This is a genomic window from Pseudomonas sp. NBRC 111138, assembly GCF_001320835.1.
GTDB lineage: Bacteria > Pseudomonadota > Gammaproteobacteria > Pseudomonadales > Pseudomonadaceae > Aquipseudomonas > Aquipseudomonas paracarnis.
Map to the genome: position 1 here is coordinate 114,423 of NZ_BCBO01000031.1, position 17,055 is coordinate 131,477.

A 17,055-nucleotide genomic window follows, 5' to 3' on the forward strand; every position below is an offset into this window, starting at 1 on the left:
TTGGATGAAAAATCAGGCTGGTTTGCCCCGCTGTCCGGCGATCAGGGCCTGGGGCTTTACCGGTTTCCAGCCCAGCAGGGCAATCGCCAGCGACAACAGCTGAAAACCTGCGACCAACGCCACGCAGCCCGGCCAGCCCCATTGATTCCAGAGCATGGCCGGGGCCACGGCGCCGGCGCTGCCGCCCAGGTAATAGCCGGTCAGGTACAGCCCCACGGCGCCGGACTTGTCCGGGCCTGCCGTGGTGGCGATATACGCATTGGCGGATGCCTGTGCCAGGAATACGCCGGTCGAACTCAGGGCCAGCCCCAACACGATCAGCCACAGGGACGGCAACAATGTCAGCGCCGAGCCACAGATGCCGAGCGCAACAGCGCCGGTCAGTAACTGCGATTGTGGTCGCGATTTGCTCAAGCGCCCCGCAACAGGAATGACCACCAGCGCCAGCAGGAACACCGCATACAAAGTGCCCAAGGCGGCGGCGCCCAGGTTGAACGGGGCCTGGCTGAGATACAGCCCGGCATAGGTAAAGGTTGCGACTTGGGAGAACAGCACGCAGAAACCGACGCCATAGGCCGCCAGCAAGGGTTTGCGCAGGAGCCGGCGCACCCCGTGCATGCCCACGGCCGCAACGCCGGGCCGCGCCACCGGATTGGCCGGCAAAAGCCACACAATCAGCAGGCCGACCAGCAGGCTGATCACCGCCAACAGTTCGAAGGCTTCGCGCCAGCCCACATATTGGGTCATGACCCCCGAGACAAAGCGCCCGGCAAACCCACCGAGCACCGTCCCCGCGACGTACAAACTGGTGATCTCGGTGACCGTGGCCGCACGCCAGCGATCACCGATATAAGCCACGCTGGTGGCGAACACCACTGGGATCAACATCCCTTCGACAAAACGCCACACCAGCAGCTCGGCAAAACTGTCCACATAGGCCGTCAGCAGCGTCGGTAGCGCCAGCAGCAATGCGGCCACGGCAATCACCGTGCGCTGCTCGAAACGGCCGGTCAGGCGCCCGACAAACGGCGCGGTCACCGCCACCGCCAGCGTGGTCACCGTAATGCTCCACCCTGCCTGCCGGGCACTCACCTGGAAGCTTTCGGCAAACACAGGCAGGATGCTCTGTGTCGCATAGAGATTCAGAAACGCCGCACAGCCACACAGGAACACGGCGAAGCGGGCGTGATGCATGCGCGGGTTCATGTGGCCTCTCGTCTTATAGTCGAGGATGTTTATAGAATACCCAGCGCAGCGAACACCAATACCGAATTCGGACCGATCAATACCCAGGAAACAGAATGCTTGATCTACGCAAGTTACGGTACTTCCTGACGGTCGCCGAAGAGCTGCACTTCGGCCGCGCAGCCCAGCGCCTGCACCTTGCCCAGCCGCCCCTGACGCGGCAGATTTCGGCCCTGGAAACCGAGCTTGGCTTTCGCCTGTTCGACCGCACCAGTCGCACGGTCACACTGACCGCCCAAGGCCAGCACTTTTTGCCGTATGCCCGCGCAGCGCTGGAGCACGCCAGGCTTGCACAAGACATCGCCGCCAAACTGGCTGCCGGCTCGACCGGCCAACTGGTCGTAGGCTATGCCAGCTCGATCGCGTTGTCGGAACTCTTCAGCCAAACCCTGCAAGCCTTCGCCCAGCGTTTTCCCGATGTGCAACTGACCCTGGTGGAGAGCGCTTCCGGCAGCCTGCACACGCACGTGCTGGACGGGCGCATCGACGTCGGCATGAGCCGCCTGCTGCCTGAGGCCGGGCAAACCGGCGTCGAGGCTTTGTCGTTGGGGCAAGAACCGCTGGTGGCAGCTCTTTGCAGCGACAACCCGCTGGCGGAGCAGAGCGAAGTCACCCTCGCCCAGCTCAGTGAGTACCCGTTGATACTGTTCCCCAGCGATTACGGTTCGGGCCTCAACGGCTCCATCGAGCACCTGTATCAACGCCGTGGCCTGGCGCTGCGCCCGGGCCCTGCGGGGCGCCAGATCACCTCGATCATCGCCCTGGTGGCGGCAGGCCAAGGTGTCTCGCTCGTGCCCCAGTGCACCCGCACACTGGCCAGGAAAGGCGTGGTCTACCGCCCCTTGGCAGACCCCGAAGCCTGGGTACACCTGCTGATACTCACACGCTTACAGTCACGCTCATTGTTGGTCGAGGCGTTTATGGGGGTGGTCGAAGAATTGCTGCGCAGCCGCCCGGCCCTGGCGCCCACGACGCTTCCGGCATAACGCAGGCAAAAAAATACCCCTGCGTGAGGGGTATTTTTTCAACGGGCTGTTGCGGCTATTGCAGCATCAGGCCAGTTTTTTGTGGCGTACGCGGTGCGGCTGGGCAGCGGCCTCACCCAAGCGCTTTTTACGGTCGGCTTCGTACTCGGTGTAGTTACCTTCGAAGAACACCGCCTGGGAGTCATCTTCGTACGCCAGGATGTGGGTCGCGACGCGGTCAAGGAACCACCGATCGTGAGAGATCACAATGGCGGCGCCCGGGAAGTCCAGCAGGGCTTCTTCCAGGGAACGCAGGGTTTCAACGTCGAGGTCGTTGGACGGTTCGTCGAGCAGCAGGACGTTGCCGCCCTCTTTCAGGGTCAGGGCCAGGTGCAAGCGACCGCGCTCACCACCGGACAGGTCCTTGACGAACTTCTGCTGGTCGCCGCCCTTGAAGTTGAAACGGCCGACGTAGGTGCGCGACGGGATTTCATAGTTGCCGATACGGATCTGGTCGGAACCGTCGGAGATCTGCTGGAACACAGTCTTGCTGCCGTCGAGGTCGTCGCGGCTCTGGTCCACACAGGCCAACTGCACGGTGTCACCGATCTCGATGCTGCCGGAGTCCGGGGTTTCCTTGCCCATCAGCATGCGGAACAGTGTGGATTTACCCGCACCGTTACCGCCGATAACGCCGACGATCGCGCCTTTTGGCATGGCGAACGACAGGTTGTCGATCAGCACGCGGTCGCCATAGCCTTTGGTCACGTTCTTGAACTCAATGACCTTGTCACCCAGGCGCGGACCAGCCGGGATGTAGATCTCGTTGGTTTCGCTGCGCTTCTGGAATTCCTGCGACTGCATTTCTTCAAAGCGTTGCAGACGGGCCTTGGATTTGGACTGGCGGGCCTTGGCGCCTTTGCGCACCCATTCCAGTTCTTCCTTCATGGCTTTTTCGTGGGCCGATTGCTGCTTGGATTCGGCGGCCAGACGGTCGGACTTGGCTTCCAGCCAACCGGAGTAGTTGCCCTCGTAAGGGATACCGGCGCCGCGGTCGAGCTCCAGGATCCAGCCGGCGACGTTGTCCAGGAAGTAACGGTCGTGCGTGATCGCAACCACGGTGCCCGGGAAATCGTGGAGGAAGTGCTCCAACCAGGCGACGGAATCGGCGTCCAGGTGGTTGGTCGGTTCGTCGAGCAGCAGCATGTCAGGGGCCGACAGCAGCAGGCGGCACAGGGCCACACGACGCTTCTCACCACCGGACAGGTGTTCGACCTTGGCGTCCCAGGCTGGCAGGCGCAGCGCATCGGCGGCGACTTCCAGTTGGCGCTCCAGGTTGTGGCCATCGCCCGCCTGCAGGATCGCTTCGAGCTTGGCCTGTTCGGCGGCCAGCTTGTCGAAGTCGGCGTCCGGTTCGGCGTAGGCGGCGTACACCTCATCGAGGCGGGCCTGGGCGTCCTTGATCACGCTGACGGCTTCTTCGACCACTTCACGCACGGTCTTGGTCGGGTCCAGGATCGGCTCTTGCGGCAGGTAGCCGATGTTCAGGTCCGGCATCGGACGGGCTTCGCCTTCGAACTCGGTGTCAACGCCCGCCATGATTTTCAGCAGGGTGGACTTACCCGAACCGTTGAGGCCGAGCACGCCGATCTTGGCGCCTGGAAAGAAGGACAGCGAAATGTTTTTCAGGATTTCCCGCTTCGGCGGAACAACTTTTCCCAGCCGATGCATGGTGAAGACGTATTGAGCCATGGTGAACCTAGCGTCAGTGACTGATGAATTAAGCGGACGAAGCCCGTGCCAGGCCATGCGCCGCGCGGGCCTTTGACTATCATCAATGCCAGCGAGCAAAAAAAGCCTGAATGTCTGGGGCTGGAACGCCCCCGCGTAACCGGCAAAGCTACCTGAATGCGCTGGGGCAGTCCAGCCAGGCAGGACTGGCACTTTGCCACAACTCAAGGCATGCTAGCCGCCCTTCGGGCGTCCGGCTTATAGTGCACGTCGCGCGCCAGTCCAGCCAAACCGCAGGATCACAGTTTGTCCAACGTCACGCCGCCCACGCCCTTGCGCGCCGCTCATATTGCGCCGGGAGCGCCCCTGCACGGCACCTTGAAAGGCGCGTTGGCGACGCTTGTCCTGCTGTTGCTCGCCTTGTTGTTCTGGCAACTGCTGGACCAATTGCAGCAAAACCAGAAAAACCAACAGCAATACACCATCGACTACAGTGCCGACCTGGCCGAGCAGATCAGCCAGAGCATGGCCCTGAGCGCGCAGATCGCCCTGAACCTGTTGCCGATTGTCGAGCCGCCGCGCAACCCCGAACAGCAGCAGGCCCTGATGCGCACGTTGCAGCGCTCACTGCCGGACCTGCGCAGCTTCGCCCTGCTCGCCCCCAGCGGCGCACTGATCAGCGACACTGCCGAAGGCAGCCAAGACAGTGCCCTGCTCGAAGACCTGGTCAAGCGCAGTCACGCCCAGTCCTACTACCTGAGCAACGACAATGACGGCACGGTCATCTATCTGTTGCTGCACCAACCCAGCGGTGGCTCCAAGGTGTACTGGGCCTTGCGCCTGGCGCCCAATTATCTGGCCAACCTCACGCGCCAGGATGTCCAGGGTCAACGCCCGATGTGGGCGATCGAGAACAGCCTGAACCATCGTGTGGTCAGCCGTGACAGCGGCATGCCGGCGCAGTGGTCCGGCGCCCTGACGCCGGAAGAATTGAACCGCAGCGTGCTGGTCACGCCCTTGAGCAAAAGCGATTGGCAACTGCGCGGCATGTTTGACCGCAGTGCGGTGCTGGAACAACTGCTGCCGGCCTTTATCGGCAAGTGCCTGCTCGGCCTGGCGTTTTCGCTGATCCCGGTGATCGTGCTGCTCAACATGCGCCGTCGCCAACGCCAGGTGAACGAAGGCCGGCGACGCTACCAGGACATCTTCGAAGGCACCGGCGTCGCGTTGTGCGTGTTGGACCTGTCGGGGCTGAAGGCGTTTTGCAACAAGACCCAGGTGCAAAGCCGTGAGCAGTTGCACGCCTGGTTGCAGGCCAACCCCGCCGAGCGCAAGCAACTGCTCAAGGAGTTGCGCGTCACCGAGGTCAACCAGATGGCCGTGCGCCTGCTCAACGTCGCGTCTTGCGAGCAGGCGTGGGAGCGCCTGATCGATGATTGCCCGAGCAATGCCACGTCCATCGGCTACCAAGTGCTGGAAGCGGTACTGACCCGGCAAAAACAGCTGGAGCTGGAAATCCAGCTCAACGACGTGGCCGGCAACGAACAGTACCTGTGGCTGGTGATGCGTTTGCCGGAGCAGCAGGATGACGTCAAGGCCGTGATTCTCAGCATCAGCGACATCACCAGCCGCAAGCTGATCGAGTTGTCGCTGGTGGAGCGTGAAAGCTTCTGGTCGGATGTGGTGCGCACCGTGCCCGATCACCTGTATGTGCAGGACGTGATCAGCCAGCGCATGATTTTCAGCAACCATCATCTGGGTCACACCCTGGGCTACAACAAAGCCGAACTGCAGCAAATGGGTGAGTACTTCTGGGAAATCCTGCTAAACCCCGAAGACGCCGAGCACTACCATGACGCGCGCGAACAGCAACGCCAGGTCGGCTATACGACCCAACTGCACTGCCAACTGCGCTTTCGCCACCGCAATAACCAGTGGCGCCGCTTCGATATCCGCGAACAGGCGCTGGCCCGCGATACCTCTACGGTGGTCACCCGGATCATCGGCGTGGCCAAGGACATTACCGACCAGATCGAGGCCAGTGAATCACTACGCGACAGTGAACAGCGCTACCGGATGCTGGCCGAAAGCATCAGCGACGTGATCTGCTCCACCGACAGCCAACTGGCCCTCAACTACATCAGCCCCTCGGTCAACACCGTCCTGGGCTATGACGTGGACTGGGTGTTCAAGAACGGCTGGCAGTCGATCGTTGCCAACCCTCAGCAGTTGACCGGCATTTACAGCCTGATGGAACAGGTCAGCCGCGCCCTCGGCAACCCCGACGCCTTGAAGACCTTGCGCGATGAAGTCCAGACCCAACTGTTTCTGTTCGACTGCCTGCGCGCCGACGGGCGCAAAGTGCCGATCGAACTGCGCCTGGTGCTGGTGTGGGATGAACATGGCGCGTTTGAAGGCATCCTCGGCGTGGGCCGCGATATCAGCCAGCAACGACGCGCCGAAAAAGACCTGCGCATGGCAGCCACGGTGTTCGAACATTCCACTTCGGCGATCCTGATCACCGACCCAGCCGGTTATATCGTGCAGGCCAACGAGGCGTTCAGCCGGGTCAGCGGCTATGCGGTGAGCGATGTGCTCGACCAGTTGCCCAATATGCTCACCGTCGATGAGCAGCAGGAAGCCCATCTGCGTTATGTGCTCAAGCAATTGCACCAGCACAGCACCTGGGAAGGCGAGGTGTGGCTCAAGCGTCTCAATGGCGAGCATTACCCGGCCTGGGTCGGCATTACCGCGGTGTTCGACGACGAAGGCGACCTGGCCAGCTACGTGTGTTTCTTCAGCGATATCAGCGAGCGCAAGGCCAGTGAGCAGCGCATCCACCGCCTGGCCTACTACGACGCCCTGACCCACCTGCCCAACCGCACCCTGTTCCAGGACCGCCTGCACACCGCGTTGCAGTCCGCCGAACGGCAGAAGTCGTGGGTGGTGCTGATGTTCCTCGACCTTGACCGCTTCAAGCCGATCAACGACTCCCTCGGCCACGCGGCCGGCGACCGGATGCTCAAGGAAATGGCCACGCGCCTGCTCGGTTGTGTGGCCGAGGACGACACCGTGGCGCGCATGGGCGGCGACGAATTCACCTTGCTCCTGCAACCACGGGTCAGCCGCGATATGGCGCTGAACCGTGCGATCCATGTGGCCGAGCAGATCCTCGCCAGCCTGGTCAAACCTTTTGTGCTGGAGGGCCGCGAATTCTTCGTGACCGCCAGTATCGGCATCGCCCTCAGCCCGCAAGACGGCAACGAGCTGAGCCAATTGATGAAAAACGCCGACACGGCGATGTATCACGCTAAAGAGCGCGGCAAGAACAACTTCCAGTTCTACCAGGCCGACATGAACGCCAGCGCCCTGGAGCGCCTGGAACTGGAAAGCGACCTGCGCCACGCCTTGGACCAGAACGAATTCGTGCTCTATTACCAGCCGCAATTCAGCGGCGACGGCAAACGCCTGACCGGCGCCGAAGCCCTGCTGCGCTGGCGCCACCCGCGCCGTGGCCTGGTACCGCCCGGGGACTTTATCCCGGTACTGGAAGAGCTCGGGCTGGTGGTGGATGTGGGCGACTGGGTGATCGGCGAAGCCTGCCGCCAGCTCAAGACCTGGCACCAGAACAAAGTGCGCGTGCCGAAAGTATCAGTGAACATCTCGGCGCGGCAGTTCTCCGACGGCCAGTTGGGCACGCGCATCGCCACCATCCTCAAGGACACCGGCCTGCCGCCGGCGTGCCTGGAGCTGGAACTGACCGAAAGTATCCTGATGCGTGAAGTCAACGAAGCCCTGCAGATCCTCGCCAGCCTGAAAAACCTGGGCCTGAGCATCGCGGTGGATGACTTTGGCACCGGCTATTCGTCGCTCAACTACCTCAAGCAATTCCCCATCGATGTGCTGAAGATCGACCGCACCTTCGTCGATGGCCTGCCCTCCGGTGAGCAGGACGCGCAGATCGCCCGGGCGATTATTGCCATGGCCCACAGCCTGAACCTGGCAGTGATCGCCGAAGGCGTGGAAACCCATGAGCAATTGGACTTCCTGCGTGAACATGGCTGTGATGAGGTGCAGGGTTACCTGTTCGGGCGGCCGATGCCGGCGAATCGGTTTGAGGTGCAGTTCAGTAATGATGCGCTGTTCATGTTTGACTGAAGTCCCTGATCGTTCCCACGCTCCGCGTGGGAACGCAATTCTGGACGCTCTGCGTCCGCTTTTAAATGTGACGCAGAGCGTCACGGGATGCATTCCCACGCAGAGCGTGGGAACGATCATCCGCAGATGAACCCCACTTGTCCGCGACATGATGTCCTTTCATATGCCATCTAAAACCCATTGAGTTAGAATGCCCTCCTTTTCTGCCCCCGATCCTTGAGGACCGCCATGTTCAGCCGTGATTTGACTATTGCCAAGTACGACGCCGATCTCTTCGCCGCCATGGAGCAAGAAGCCGTGCGCCAGGAAGAGCACATTGAGCTGATCGCTTCGGAAAACTACACCAGCCCTGCGGTGATGGAGGCTCAAGGTTCGGTTCTGACCAACAAGTACGCCGAAGGCTACCCAGGCAAGCGCTACTACGGTGGTTGCGAGTACGTCGACGTGGTTGAGCAGTTGGCCATCGACCGTGCAAAAGAGCTGTTCGGCGCCGATTACGCCAACGTCCAGCCACACGCCGGTTCCCAAGCCAACAGCGCCGTGTACCTGGCCCTGCTGCAAGGCGGCGACACCATCCTGGGCATGAGCCTGGCCCACGGCGGTCACCTGACCCACGGCGCCACGGTTTCGTCCTCCGGCAAGCTGTACAACGCCGTTCAGTACGGTATCGATGCCAACGGCCTGATCGACTACGATGAAGTCGAGCGCCTGGCCGTCGAGCACAAGCCAAAAATGATCGTGGCCGGTTTCTCTGCCTACTCGCAGATCCTGGACTTCCCACGTTTCCGTGAAATCGCCGACAAGGTCGGTGCCTACCTGTTCGTCGACATGGCCCACGTGGCCGGTCTGGTAGCTGCGGGCGTTTACCCCAACCCAGTGCCTTACGCTGACGTGGTCACCACCACTACCCACAAGACCCTGCGCGGTCCACGTGGCGGCCTGATCCTGGCACGCGCCAACGCCGAGATCGAGAAGAAGCTCAACTCCGCCGTTTTCCCGGGCGCCCAAGGCGGCCCGCTGGAGCACGTGATCGCGGCCAAGGCGATCTGCTTCAAGGAAGCACTGCAGCCTGAGTTCAAGACCTACCAGCAACAAGTGGTCAAGAACGCCAAGACCATGGCCAGCGTGTTCATCGAGCGCGGTTTTGACGTGGTGTCCGGCGGTACCGAAAACCACCTGTTCCTGCTGTCGCTGATCAAGCAGGACATTTCCGGTAAAGATGCTGACGCTGCCCTGGGCAAAGCTTTCATCACCGTGAACAAGAACTCCGTGCCGAACGACCCACGTTCGCCGTTCGTCACCTCCGGCCTGCGCTTCGGCACCCCGGCAGTGACCACCCGTGGCTTCAAGGAAGCCGAGTGCAAGGAACTGGCGGGCTGGATCTGCGACATCCTGGCCGACCTGAACAACGAAGCCGTGATCGACGCGGTACGTGAGAAGGTCAAGGCCATCTGCAAGAAGCTGCCGGTATACGGCGCTTGATGGCAGTTGCGTGAATAAGAAGCCCGGCTCATGAGCCGGGCTTTTTTATGCCGATTTCAATTTGAAACAGGGTCAAGTGTGGGAGCTGGCTTGCATGCGATGGCGGTGGGTCAGTCACTGATGGGCTGACTGAAAACCGCTATCGCAGGCAAGCCAGCTCCCACATTTGTTTGCATTACAAGCCTGGGTTTATTGGTAGACCCGCTCAAAGCCTTGGCGGATCTTGTCTTCGGGCAGCTCATCGGCAATAAACACGATCACACTCTCCCGCGCCTCGCCCTCGGCCCATTCGGTATCCCAGTCGAAGCCATACAGCTTCAGCACGCCCTGGAACACCATGCGTCGGTCTTCTCCGGCAATGTTCAATACGCCCTTGTAACGCAGCAGTTGCTTGCCATGGTCTTCCAGCAGTTCGTTCATGAACTCGCTGAGACGGTCGATATCCAGCGGCTGGTCGGTGCGCAGCACCAGGCTGGAAATACGGTCGACCGAAGGCGCTGCACTGACCGGGCGCAGGCTCATGCCGGCATTGAGGTTGAAGCCGCGCACATCCAGCAATTCGGCCAGGTCAATCTTGCCGTGATCCACCACACGAATTGGAGCACGGCGGTTGATGCGGGTGAGGCGCTGGCTGAGGGCGTCGAAGCTGGCGTCGTCTACCAGGTCGCGTTTGCTCACCAACAGGCGGTCGGCAAAGCCGATCTGGGCCTGGGCGATGGTCTGGGTCAGATGATGCTCGGCGTGGGCCGCATCCACCAGGGTGATGATGCCGTCGAGGATATAGCGTTCGCGCAGCTCTTCGTCGATGAAGAAGGTCTGGGCCACCGGCGCAGGGTCGGCCAGGCCGGTGCATTCGATCACCAGCCTGTCGAAGGCGATCTCGCCGCTGTCCAGGCGTTCCAGCAACAGGTACAGGGCTTTGGTCAGGTCGGTGTGGATGGTGCAGCACACGCAGCCGTTGGACAGGGTCATCACTTGCACCGGCTCGTCGCCCAAGAGCTGGGTGTCGATACCGGCGTCACTGAATTCGTTTTCGATCACAGCGATTTTCAAGCCGTGCTCGGCTTTGAGCAGGTGGCGCAGCAAGGTGGTCTTGCCGGCACCGAGGAAGCCGCTGAGGATGGTGACGGGGATGGGAGAGGACAAAGAGATTCTCCTGAAATATGAGGGCGCAAAAACAACTGTAGGAGCGAGCTTGCTCGCGAAGAACGTCAACGATAACGCGTGCTGTCTGGCTGCACGTGGTGTCCTTGCGTTTTTCGCGAGCAAGCTCGCTCCTACAGGTACAGCCGTTTTACCAACTTAGCAGCACTTGGGCCCACCCTTGCCGCCGTAACGGGCTTCCTGGCGCTCCCGGAAGAACGCCTTGTAGTCCATCACCGGCTTGTCCGGGTGTTTGGTTTGCATATGCTCGACGTAGGTGTCGTAGTCGGGCATGCCGACCATCAGGCGGGCGGCCTGACCGAGGTATTTACCGAGGCGACTGAGGTCATTGAACATGTCTGCAATCCTCGTTATGCGTCCGGTACAGCCTGGAACGGGGCTTCTTTATCCGTACGCTCTTTGTTGCCCCAGGCGGCGACGCCGACTTTGAGCGCATAGAACAGGATGCTGAACACCACGAACAGGAACAGCGCCGTCAGCGTTGCGTTGGTGTAGGCGTTCCAGATCACGTGTTGCATCTGGTCGATGCTCTTGGCCGGGGCGAGGATCTGGCCGTTAGCCAGGGCATCGCTGTATTTCTTGGCCAGCGACAGGAAGCCGATCGCCGGGTTGGCGTCGAACAGCTTGATGAAGCCTGCGGTGGTGGTGCAGATCAACAGCCACACCGCTGGCAACATGGTCACCCAGATGTAGCGCTGACGCTTCATTTTGATCAGCACAACGGTCGCCAGCATCAGCGCGATACCGGCCAGCATCTGGTTGGAGATACCGAACAGCGGCCACAAGGTATTGATGCCACCCAGCGGGTCGATCACGCCCTGGTACAGCAAGTAACCCCACATCGCCACGCAGCCTGCGGTAGCAATCAGGTTGGCAGTCCACGACTCGGTGCGTTTGAGCGCAGGCACGAAGGAACCGAGCAGGTCTTGCAGCATGAAACGACCGGCGCGGGTACCGGCATCCACTGCCGTAAGGATGAACAGCGCTTCGAACAGGATCGCAAAGTGGTACCAGAACGCCATGGTATTTTCACCTGGCAGCACACTGTGCAGGATCTGCGCGATGCCCACCGCCAACGTCGGCGCACCGCCGGCACGGGCCAGGATGGTGGTTTCGCCGATATCGTGGGCAACGGCCGACAACGCCTCAGGGGTAATTGCAAAGCCCCAGCTGCTGACGGTTTGCGCCACGGTGACCACGTCGGTACCGACAATGGCAGCCGGGCTGTTCATGGCGAAGTACACGCCAGGCTCGATCACCGAAGCGGCAACCATCGCCATGATGGCCACGAACGACTCCATCAGCATGCCGCCGTAACCGATGTAACGGGCGTGGCTTTCACTGGCCAGCAGCTTGGGCGTGGTGCCCGAGGAGATCAGCGCATGGAAGCCCGAGACCGCGCCACAGGCAATGGTGATGAACAGGAACGGGAACAGGCCGCCCTTCCACACCGGGCCGGTGCCGTCGATGAACTGGGTGAGTGCCGGCATTTTCAGGTCAGGCATGGTGACCAGGATGCCAATCGCCAGGGCGATGATGGTGCCGATTTTCAGGAACGTCGACAGGTAGTCGCGGGGCGCCAGGATGAGCCACACCGGCAGCACAGCAGCCACGAAGCCGTAGCCGATCAGCATCCAGGTGATCTGGATACCGGTGAAGGTGAACGCCTTGGCCCACTCTGGATCAGCGGCAATCTGCCCGCCCAGCCAGATCGAACCCAGCAGCAACAGCACGCCGATGATCGAGATTTCCCCGATGCGGCCCGGGCGGATGTAGCGCATATAGATGCCCATGAACATCGCGATCGGGATGGTCGCCATCACCGTGAAAATGCCCCATGGGCTCTCGGCCAGGGCCTTGACCACGATCAGCGCCAGCACCGCGAGGATGATGATCATGATCAGGAAGCAGCCGAACAGCGCGATGGTCCCGGGAATGCGGCCCATCTCTTCGCGAACCATGTCCCCCAGGGAACGGCCATTGCGACGGGTGGACAGGAACAGGACCATGAAGTCTTGCACCGCACCGGCCAGCACCACCCCGGCAATCAGCCAGAGGGTACCGGGCAGATAGCCCATTTGCGCCGCCAGCACCGGGCCGACCAACGGGCCTGCACCGGCAATCGCCGCAAAGTGGTGACCGAAAAGAATGTGTTTGTTGGTTGGTACGTAGTCCAGACCATCGTTGTTGACCACCGCAGGGGTTGCCCGCCGTGGATCGAGTTGCATCACGTTGTTGGCGATGAACAGACTGTAGTAACGGTACGCAACCAGGTAGATAGCCACAGCAGCGACCACAATCCACAAGGCGTTGATCGCCTCGCCGCGGCGCAAGGCCACTACGCCCAGGGCGCACGCTCCTACAATTGCCAGCACCAGCCAGGGTAAGTGGCGTAGCAGGCTATTATTATTTTTCATTTTTATATTCCAGCCAGGGTGGACAGAAAGGACAGCCAGCCCGAGTTTAGCGCTACTGGCCTCAAAGACCAGCCCCCTACGTTGGTCTAGAGCCTTCAACCGCTAAAAAAAGCCGAAATAAACGCCCCTTGATGGCCCCGGGCTACACTCCTCCCATTCACAGAGGGCTTTACCATGACCGAGCATGCGTCCGAACGTCGCCGTTTTCGCCGGATCGCCTTTGATGCCACGGCCGAACTTCGGCAAAACGGCAGCGAATGGCCGGTAAAACTGGTGGATTTATCACTCAAGGGATTGCTGGTGGAACGGCCTGACAACTGGAAGGGAAATAAAGCGCTGCCCTTTGACGTCGACATACGCCTGGACCAGAAGACGCATATAAAGATGCAAGCGCGGCTGACCCATGAAGATCAGGGCCAATTGGGCTTTGTGTGCAAACACATTGATCTGGATTCGATCAGCCATTTGCGTAGGTTCGTTGAGTTGAACCTGGGTGATGAGCAAGAACTGGAGCGCGAGCTGGGCGCCCTGCTGGAGATCTGAAAACGCACATCAATCAAAATGTGGGAGCTGGCTTGCCAGCTCCCACAGGGGTTCAGCGGTGCTGCGGATTATTCGAACAGGGCATCCAACGCCTGCTCCAGCCGCGTCACAGCAATAATCTGCAACCCCGGCGGCGCCTCCTTCGGCGCATTGCCCTTGGGCACAATCGCCCGTTTGAAGCCATGCTTGGCCGCTTCCTTCAAGCGCTCCTGCCCACTCGGCACCGGGCGCACTTCGCCCGACAGACCCACCTCGCCAAACACCAACAAGTCATGGGGCAACGGCCGATTACGCAGGCTGGACATCACCGCCGCCATCAACGCCAGGTCGGACGCAGTCTCCAGCACCTTGACCCCGCCCACCACGTTAAGGAACACATCCTGATCGTGAGTCGGAATGCCACCATGCCGGTGCAGCACCGCCAGCAACATCGCCAGGCGGTTCTGGTCCAGGCCCAGTGTGACCCGCCGTGGGTTTGCCAAATGGCTGTCATCCACCAGCGCCTGGACTTCCACCAGCATCGGCCGGGTGCCTTCCCAGGTGGCCATCACCACACTGCCTGGGACTTCTTCCTGGGCGCGGGTGAGAAAAATCGCCGAGGGGTTCGAGACCTCTTTCAGCCCCCGGTCGGTCATGGCGAACACCCCAAGTTCGTTGACGGCGCCAAAACGGTTCTTCACCGCCCGAAGCAGGCGCAGGCGACCGTCGGACTCCCCTTCGAAATACAACACGGTGTCGACCATATGTTCCAACACCCGTGGCCCGGCCAGTGCGCCTTCCTTGGTCACGTGGCCGACCAGGAAGATCGCCGTGCCGCTCTGCTTGGCGTAACGCACCAACAGCGCCGCGCTTTCACGTACCTGGGACACGCCACCAGGGGCCGATTGCAGTTGTTCAGTGAAAATCGTCTGGATCGAGTCAATGACCATGACCTTGGGCTTTTCGATGCGCGCCGTGGCGATGATGCTTTCAATGCAGGTTTCGGTCATGACCCGCAGTTGGTCCTGGGGCAAGCCCAGGCGTCGGGCACGCATGGCCACTTGCTGCTGGGACTCTTCGCCGGTGACATACAGCGCTGGCATGCGGCTGGCGATGCTGCACAGGGTTTGCAGCAGGATCGTGGACTTGCCGATGCCCGGATCACCGCCAATCAATACCACTGAGCCATCCACCAGGCCACCGCCCAATACCCGGTCCAATTCGCCGGAGGCGGTAGAAAAGCGCGGGATCTCTTCGACGCTGACTTCGGCCAGGGTCTTGATCTGCGCCTGTTGCCCGGTCCAGCCGGCACGGCCGGTGGGGGCCGCGGCACCGCCACTCTCGATCATGGTTTCAGTCAGCGTGTTCCACGCGCCGCATTCGGAGCACTGGCCCGCCCATTTGGGAAAGGTCGCGCCGCACTCTGTGCAGCCGTACATGCGCTTGGCCTTTGCCATGTGAGAACCTCCAACCGAAAAACCGCGATGATAGCTCAGCGCGACGCTGGGGTCCGGATTTCGCCCTTGGCTAAACGTGAAGCACTGTTACCCACGGGGTCCTCGGCGTTCAGGTCTGCGCCTTTGGCTTGCAGCGCGCCCAACAATTCGACGCGCTTGAACAACCCGGCGTACATGGCGGCGGTCTGCCCTGCGCCGTTGCGCTGGTCAGGGTTGCAGTCGGTGGCCAACAGGCGCTGGGCGATTTTCAGCTCGCCTTTGAAGATGGCGCCCATCAACGCCGTGTTACCGCGTTTATCCTGGACGCAGGCGTCCGCGCCGGCATCGAGCAGACGCCCCACATACGGGCCCTGGCCGTGATAAGCAGCCAGGATCAACGCGGTGTAGCCCTTGTCATCCTGGGCGTTGAGGCCGTAGCCGGACTCTATGAAGGTGTTGAGCATGTCGAGGTCGCCACGACGGGCGGCGTCGAAATAGTAGCCCTGCAACTGCGCCTTGAGCGCCACCGGGTCGGGGGACTCGGCATGAACGGTAAAGGCCAGCATGGCCATCAGTAAGCCGATAGAGATACGCATAGGGTGTTCTCCTGCCAAAGGTCGACGCCCGTGAAGGCGCCGACCGCAACCAACGAATCAGTCAGTCAGTTTTTCCGCCAGCGCCTTCACGCGAGCCAGGTCGCCCTTGGCGACCTTGGCCACGCCGGTGCCGTATTCCGGATCCGCCTTGTAGAGGAACGACAGGATGATGTGCTTGCTCTCGTCATCGGTGGTGGCCAATGAGCCGCCGAAGTTGTTGATCAAGTCTTCGCGCTCTTTCTTGGTGTAGGAGCGGTACAGGTCACCGGCCTGCTTGAAGTTCTGCTCACGTTGAATCTTGGCCTGCTGGATGCTGCCCGACAGCGGCGACTGGCTGTAGCGTGCGGTTTGCGGCTCTTCCCGCGGCAACAGGCGACTTGGTTGGTAGTTGACGCCGGTGGTGGTCTTGCCGACGTTCATCGCGCCGTCCTGGTTGCCGTTGTTGACGGTGACCCGTGGAGCGTTGATCGGCAACTGCAGGGCGTTCGCGCCCAGGCGGTACATTTGCGTATCGGCGTAGGAGAACACGCGCCCCTGCAGCAGGCGGTCTTCCGACGGCTCGATACCCGGTACCAGGTTGGCCGGGGCCATCGCGACTTGCTCGGTTTCCTGGAACACATTGGCCGGGTTGCGGTTCAGCACCATTTGCCCGACTTTGCGCTCGGGCACATTCGGCCAGATCTTGGTGGCATCCAGTGGGTCGAAATCAAACTTGACCAGGTCTTCAGGCTTGAGCACCTGCACATACAGGTCCCACTTAGGGAAGTCGCCTTTGTTGATGTGCGTGACCAGATCATGGGTCATATGGCTGTAGTCACGCCCCTGCACCTCGGTAACTTGCTTGGGATCAAGGTTCTTGATGCCCTGCTGGCTCTTCCAGTGGAACTTGACGTAGTGCACTTCGCCTTTGGCGTTAATCAACTTGTAGGCATGTACGCCGTTGCCGTCCATTTCGCGGTAACTGGCAGGGGTGCCGGAGTCCGAGTACAACTCGGTCAGTGTACGAGTGGACTCTGGAACATGGGAGAAGAAGTCGAAACGGCGCGAGTCATCGTCCAGGTTAGTGCGTGGGTCCGGTTTAAAGGCATGGACCATGTCCGGGAACTTGATGGCATCCCGAATAAAGAACGTGGGGAAGTTGTTACCGACCAGGTCCCAGTTACCTTCGGCGGTATAGAACTTGGTGGCGAAGCCCCGTGGGTCACGCAGGGTTTCCGGGGAGTGGTTGCCATGCACCACGGCCGAGAAGCGTACGAACACTGGTGTGGTTTCACCGGCGGCGAACACTTTGGCCTTGGTCAGGTCGCTGAGGTTGTCGGTCACGGTGAAGGTGCCATGG

At 61.1% G+C, this 17,055-nt stretch carries 12 protein-coding genes; 4 read left to right on the forward strand and 8 right to left on the reverse strand.

Annotated features, from left to right (window positions below; genetic code table 11):
* Positions 1 to 12 precede the first annotated feature (12 nt).
* The gene (locus tag APH41_RS06220) at positions 13 to 1,206 is read right to left on the reverse strand and encodes an MFS transporter (protein WP_054918029.1); all 1,194 of its coding nucleotides are present in this window, start codon (positions 1,204 to 1,206) and stop codon (positions 13 to 15) included.
* A 95-nt stretch (positions 1,207 to 1,301) separates the two neighbouring features.
* Between APH41_RS06220 and APH41_RS06225 the strand changes: the two genes are divergently transcribed.
* Positions 1,302 to 2,231, forward strand: coding sequence for a LysR family transcriptional regulator (locus APH41_RS06225; protein WP_054918030.1), 930 nt, complete (start codon positions 1,302 to 1,304; stop codon positions 2,229 to 2,231).
* 66 nt (positions 2,232 to 2,297) lie between these two features.
* Here APH41_RS06225 and ettA read toward each other — a convergent pair whose 3' ends face one another.
* Positions 2,298 to 3,962 (reverse strand): energy-dependent translational throttle protein EttA, encoded by a 1,665-nt coding sequence (ettA, locus tag APH41_RS06230; protein WP_014720011.1) that lies wholly within the window; start codon positions 3,960 to 3,962, stop codon positions 2,298 to 2,300.
* A gap of 285 nt (positions 3,963 to 4,247) precedes the next feature.
* On the opposite strand from ettA, the gene APH41_RS06235 reads away from it, so the two are divergent.
* Both APH41_RS06235 and glyA read left to right on the forward strand, forming a co-directional pair.
* Positions 4,248 to 8,099, forward strand: coding sequence for a bifunctional diguanylate cyclase/phosphodiesterase (locus APH41_RS06235; protein ID WP_054918031.1), 3,852 nt, complete (start codon positions 4,248 to 4,250; stop codon positions 8,097 to 8,099).
* Between the two features lie 228 nt (positions 8,100 to 8,327).
* Complete coding sequence (glyA, locus tag APH41_RS06240; RefSeq protein WP_003194304.1) at positions 8,328 to 9,581, forward strand: serine hydroxymethyltransferase; 1,254 nt, start codon at positions 8,328 to 8,330, stop codon at positions 9,579 to 9,581.
* Between the two features lie 189 nt (positions 9,582 to 9,770).
* Here glyA and yjiA read toward each other — a convergent pair whose 3' ends face one another.
* From yjiA to APH41_RS06255, 3 genes are all read right to left on the reverse strand, one after another.
* Complete coding sequence (yjiA, locus tag APH41_RS06245) at positions 9,771 to 10,727, reverse strand: GTPase (RefSeq protein ID WP_014720013.1); 957 nt, start codon at positions 10,725 to 10,727, stop codon at positions 9,771 to 9,773.
* A 156-nt stretch (positions 10,728 to 10,883) separates the two neighbouring features.
* The gene (locus APH41_RS06250) at positions 10,884 to 11,081 is read right to left on the reverse strand and encodes a YbdD/YjiX family protein (RefSeq protein ID WP_054918032.1); all 198 of its coding nucleotides are present in this window, start codon (positions 11,079 to 11,081) and stop codon (positions 10,884 to 10,886) included.
* Between the two features lie 14 nt (positions 11,082 to 11,095).
* A complete protein-coding gene (locus APH41_RS06255; RefSeq protein WP_054896154.1) occupies positions 11,096 to 13,162 on the reverse strand; it encodes a carbon starvation CstA family protein in 2,067 nt (688 codons plus the stop codon).
* A gap of 174 nt (positions 13,163 to 13,336) precedes the next feature.
* Between APH41_RS06255 and APH41_RS06260 the strand changes: the two genes are divergently transcribed.
* A complete protein-coding gene (locus APH41_RS06260) occupies positions 13,337 to 13,705 on the forward strand; it encodes a PilZ domain-containing protein (RefSeq protein WP_054918033.1) in 369 nt (122 codons plus the stop codon).
* A 68-nt stretch (positions 13,706 to 13,773) separates the two neighbouring features.
* Here APH41_RS06260 and radA read toward each other — a convergent pair whose 3' ends face one another.
* The 3 genes from radA to APH41_RS06275 form a co-directional block, all read right to left on the reverse strand.
* A complete protein-coding gene (radA, locus tag APH41_RS06265; protein WP_003194313.1) occupies positions 13,774 to 15,141 on the reverse strand; it encodes a DNA repair protein RadA in 1,368 nt (455 codons plus the stop codon).
* A gap of 35 nt (positions 15,142 to 15,176) precedes the next feature.
* Positions 15,177 to 15,716: an ankyrin repeat domain-containing protein gene (locus APH41_RS06270; RefSeq protein WP_054918034.1), complete on the reverse strand. Its 540-nt coding sequence runs from the start codon at positions 15,714 to 15,716 to the stop codon at positions 15,177 to 15,179.
* 57 nt (positions 15,717 to 15,773) lie between these two features.
* The coding region (locus APH41_RS06275; protein ID WP_054918037.1) for a catalase at positions 15,774 to 17,055 on the reverse strand (1,282 nt) is incomplete at its 5' end.

Bases quoted from the DNA above. Each gene is read 5' to 3' on its own strand.
- APH41_RS06255 (WP_054896154.1), bottom strand. From the start codon at position 13,162: ATGAAAAATAATAATAGCCTGCTACGCCACTTACCCTGGCTGGTGCTG.
- APH41_RS06270 (WP_054918034.1), bottom strand. From the start codon at position 15,716: ATGCGTATCTCTATCGGCTTACTGATGGCCATGCTGGCCTTTACCGTT.
- APH41_RS06260 (WP_054918033.1), top strand. From the start codon at position 13,337: ATGACCGAGCATGCGTCCGAACGTCGCCGTTTTCGCCGGATCGCCTTT.
- radA (WP_003194313.1), bottom strand. From the start codon at position 15,141: ATGGCAAAGGCCAAGCGCATGTACGGCTGCACAGAGTGCGGCGCGACC.
- APH41_RS06250 (WP_054918032.1), bottom strand. From the start codon at position 11,081: ATGTTCAATGACCTCAGTCGCCTCGGTAAATACCTCGGTCAGGCCGCC.
- APH41_RS06220 (WP_054918029.1), bottom strand. From the start codon at position 1,206: ATGAACCCGCGCATGCATCACGCCCGCTTCGCCGTGTTCCTGTGTGGC.
- glyA (WP_003194304.1), top strand. From the start codon at position 8,328: ATGTTCAGCCGTGATTTGACTATTGCCAAGTACGACGCCGATCTCTTC.
- APH41_RS06225 (WP_054918030.1), top strand. From the start codon at position 1,302: ATGCTTGATCTACGCAAGTTACGGTACTTCCTGACGGTCGCCGAAGAG.
- ettA (WP_014720011.1), bottom strand. From the start codon at position 3,962: ATGGCTCAATACGTCTTCACCATGCATCGGCTGGGAAAAGTTGTTCCG.